This is a genomic window from Planctomycetaceae bacterium, assembly GCA_039680605.1.
In the GTDB taxonomy this organism is placed as follows: Bacteria; Planctomycetota; Phycisphaerae; order SM23-33; family SM23-33; genus JAJFUU01.
Genome location: JBDKTA010000056.1, coordinates 1 through 3,653, shown reverse-complemented (window position 1 = coordinate 3,653; position 3,653 = coordinate 1). Strand labels below are relative to the sequence as shown.

Genomic DNA, 3,653 nt, shown 5'->3' with positions numbered 1-3,653 from the left:
ACCTTGCCTCGCGGCAACGCAGTTACGGTCGGTTACAGGCCGGAGAACGTTTGCCTGGAAGGGACTTGCACCCTTCTGTTCGTGTACGCTCACAGGCGCACTAGCGGCGGGGCTTGCCCCGCGCGTTCTGCGGCGGCGCCATTGCCTTTCTTGTCCCTGAGCACTACTATTATCTCGCCTGTCGGTGCCTGGCCTTGGGGTGCCCTATGATGAGAACATGGCTTGCAGCAATCATATTGGCATGCCTGCAAGTTGCGTGCGATCCCGCACCGACTGTGCCCCCGCCGCCCAGCTCCGGTTCGGCGGCTGCTCACACTCGGGCTTCCACCCAGCCCCTGCAAGCCAGCAGGCCTGCATACGAACTGGTGAAGGTGGCCGAGTTCCCTCGTCCGGATTCGCTCAATGCCATGTCGTTTTCGCCGGATGTAAGGTACCTGGCTTTGGCTGGAGGCGAGAACATGTCGCTTGGCAGCCGGGGTTACCTGATCGTGTGGGACTTGAAGGAGGGCAAACAGCTTCGCCGAGCAGATGGCAAGCAGGCCTATAGGCAGGTGGCTTTCACACCGAACGGCCAAAAACTTGTTGCGGCATCATATTATGAAGTTGATGTCTGGGATCTAGCTGGTTGGAACCGAACCTCTCTTGGCGGGCATTGGAGCTACATTGGCGGGATAGCTATCTCGCAGAGCGGCAAGATGCTTGCTGTCACCGGGCGGATGCCCGTCTCTCTCACGCCTCCCGGAATCGTCGTGTACGATTTGCCTACCGGGAAGATCCTGCAAACGTTCCGGGGCACGTTCATGAACGCGATAGCTTTCAGTCCCGACAGCAGTCTTTTGGCTGCCGCCGGCGACTCAGATATCACGCTCTGGAATACCAGAACGTGGAACACCGAAGCCACGTTGAGCCCGCCAGTCACAGCGCCCAAAGCGGAAGTCCCGATCACCATTCGTCGGCTGAACCTTCTGAACAACGCTGACTATCTGGCCGTGGATGTATTCACCCAGATGCATATCTGGGATCGCAGACGGAGCAAGCTGCTTTGGTCAGTCCCCTATACGCAGGCGGCCGTCTCAAGTGACGGCAGGAAACTCGCCACGGTCATTCGGGACTCCAAGACTGACACTTTCAGTCTGGCCCTGAGAGAGTTGCCCGCAGAGGCGCCGGTGGCAAGTTGGGATGTTGGGCGAAGCTATCCAGAGGCCTTCGCGCTTTCCTCGGATGCCACACTCGTAAGCTGGGGGACCCATGAGAAAAACCCTGCGTCAGAAAAGGTTTTTGTCTTCCGGATGCGCTAAGACGGCGCGCGGGAGGTTATGGTTTTGGCGGATCGAGCCGGATGCTCTCAATCACACTCTGGAGGGTCATTTCCACGCCAATCGCCGCAAGATTTCCATCTTCCTGGGCCTGTCTTTCGCGCCGCCGGGCAGCCTCGATCTGCGGCAGTTGGGGCACTTCGGCCACAGCCGCCAACACTTCGGCTGCCCGATGGCGCAGCCGCTCGTTCTGCTCCGTCGGTGGCTGGTCAAGAATCTTCAGGAGCTTGATAGCCAATTCCGCTTGGGGCAAGGCGACAACACCCATGCAATAGATTGCCCCGGCCTGCACATCCATATTCGTGCTATCGAGCAATCGCACAACATCGGGCCGCAAGCGGCCGAGCTGCCGTTGGGCCGCGAAGACCGCCGCCATATGCGGGTGATTGCTGAACTTGTCCGAGCCGACGATCTCCATCGCCTTGGTTAGATGAGTATCCCGCTGCTCCTTCTGTATCTGTGCCAACGCCAGTCGGCAGGTAAACAGCATCGGCACATCGTCGGCCTCGGCGCGTTTGATCAACGCCGCGAGTTTGTCGGCCGCGCCGCGGGCTTTGTCCTTCTGATTGCCCAGCGCCAGGACAGCCGGGATGACATCGTCCGTGGACGTTGCGGCCAGTTGTGCCGTAAGACTCCCGATCATTTTGGGCGTCGTCCATGACGACCCGAACGCCATCAGCCATACGGCGGTGACGGACCTGACGCGGTCGTTACGAGCAAGGTTGGATTCGATGATCGCAAGATTCTCCGCTGAACGGTCGCCGATCTCCGCCAGTACGACACGGGTAGCAGCGGCATCTTCCGCCGAGGCGGTGCGCAGCCGGTCCTTGAGAAATCCCATGGCCGGCGCCCCGTCGCGGCCCAGGCTGCCCAGCAGGTACAGCAGTGTCTCGAGCTTGAACTGACCGGCCGCCTTGGAATACTGCTCCAGCATCGGGCCGATCCAAGTGGCGTCGCAATTCTCGGCAGCCTTTTGCCAGTAGATCATGGCCCAACTGCCGTCCTGACGCAGCAGGGTTGCGATTAAGGCATTTCGGGCCGCCGGCGAAGTGCGCGCCAACACCGACAACTCCGCGATGGCTCTCGAAGCCATCTCATGCTTCTCGACAAAGGCGATGAGCGCCTTTTCCCGTTGGATATCAGCCGCCGATGGCGGCCGAGATGTCGCAAGGTTCGTTGAATGGCATCCCGAAAGGACGATCAACATTATCAGAGGCCAGAGGCCGAAGCATTTCGCTCTCCTTGAAGGTCCGGCCACCCCCGGCGAAGAGCTTTGTCGCGTCCAATCGCTGTTGAGCGTCCAATCGGCGATAGCCACTGGCATTCTCCTGTTTCATAACGACCCCAAGAGCCGAGCACTGGTACACCCGCAACGAAAATGTCTTTACCGATCCTATCGCACGCCCCATCGGTTGTCCATGCATGAGTGCTCTGCGCATGTTCTCCTTTCTGACACCTCCCACCTCTGCGTCCTCAGCGACCTCTGCGGCTAATACTTCCCCGCTTGGCGAGCGTTGATTTCGACCCGCGGTTCGGTTACTTGTGAGCGTCAAACAGGAGCGCGACATGGACAAAGCCCAACTGGCAAAGCGGATCAAGGACGTGGCGTATCTCGAAGGCGACTTCGTCCTGCGCAGCGGGCAGCACAGCAAGTACTACCTCGACAAGTACCTCTTCGAAAGCCAGCCGGATATTCTCGCCGAACTGGGCAGGCGGCTGGCGGAATATGCGGCCGACGCCGACATGATCGTCGGGCCCGAGCTCGGGGCTGTCTCCCTCGCTGCCGCCACGGCCATCGCCGCGGGCAAACCGTTCGCCATCGTGCGCAAGGCCGCCAAAGACTACGCCACCAGCAAGCTCATCGAAGGGCCCGACGTCAAAGGCAAGAAGGTTCTGCTGGTGGAGGACATCGGAACCACCGCCGGGGCCGCTCTCGACGCCGCCAAGACCGTCACGGCCGCCGGGGCCCAAATCCTGCGCATGGTCTTCGCCATTGACCGCCTCCAAGGCGCCCGCGCCAACGTCGAGGCCGCCGGATACGAGTTCCACGCGATCCTGACCAAGGAAGACATGGGGATCTGAGGAGAAACAGATCCTAGATCCCAGAACCCAGATCCTAGATCCTAGATCCTAGATCCTAGATCCCAGGTTACCGATCCTAGGGATCGCAACGACCTCAGCGGCTCCGTGTCCCGAGGATCTAGGACCGAGGACCTAGAGCAAGTCACGAACACATCTAGCGCCCTCTGAAGAAGTTGTGTATGCTTGGGTCAAGCATGGAGGCTTGAAATGAAAGCATACTCAATGGATTTACGTAAGCGTGTGTTGGCAATGTGC

Annotated in this window: 3 protein-coding genes; 2 read left to right on the top strand and 1 reads right to left on the bottom strand. The window is 59.8% G+C overall.

The genetic code is table 11. From position 1 onward, the window contains the following. The first annotated feature begins 365 nt into the window (after positions 1–365). Positions 366–1,298, top strand: coding sequence for a hypothetical protein (locus ABFD92_17445; GenBank protein MEN6506323.1), 933 nt, complete (start codon positions 366–368; stop codon positions 1,296–1,298). Positions 1,299–1,314: 16 nt separating this feature from the next. On the opposite strand, the gene ABFD92_17440 is transcribed toward ABFD92_17445, so the two are convergent. Next, entirely contained in the window at positions 1,315–2,634 is a 1,320-nt protein-coding gene (locus ABFD92_17440) for a hypothetical protein (GenBank protein MEN6506322.1), read from the bottom strand. A gap of 248 nt (positions 2,635–2,882) precedes the next feature. Here ABFD92_17440 and pyrE point away from each other — a divergent pair, with 248 nt between their 5' ends. Then, positions 2,883–3,398 (top strand): orotate phosphoribosyltransferase, encoded by a 516-nt coding sequence (pyrE, locus tag ABFD92_17435; protein ID MEN6506321.1) that lies wholly within the window; start codon positions 2,883–2,885, stop codon positions 3,396–3,398. Positions 3,399–3,653 lie beyond the last annotated feature (255 nt).

Excerpts from the sequence above, each read along its gene's own strand:
- pyrE (MEN6506321.1), top strand. The coding sequence starts at position 2,883 with ATGGACAAAGCCCAACTGGCAAAGCGGATCAAGGACGTGGCGTATCTC.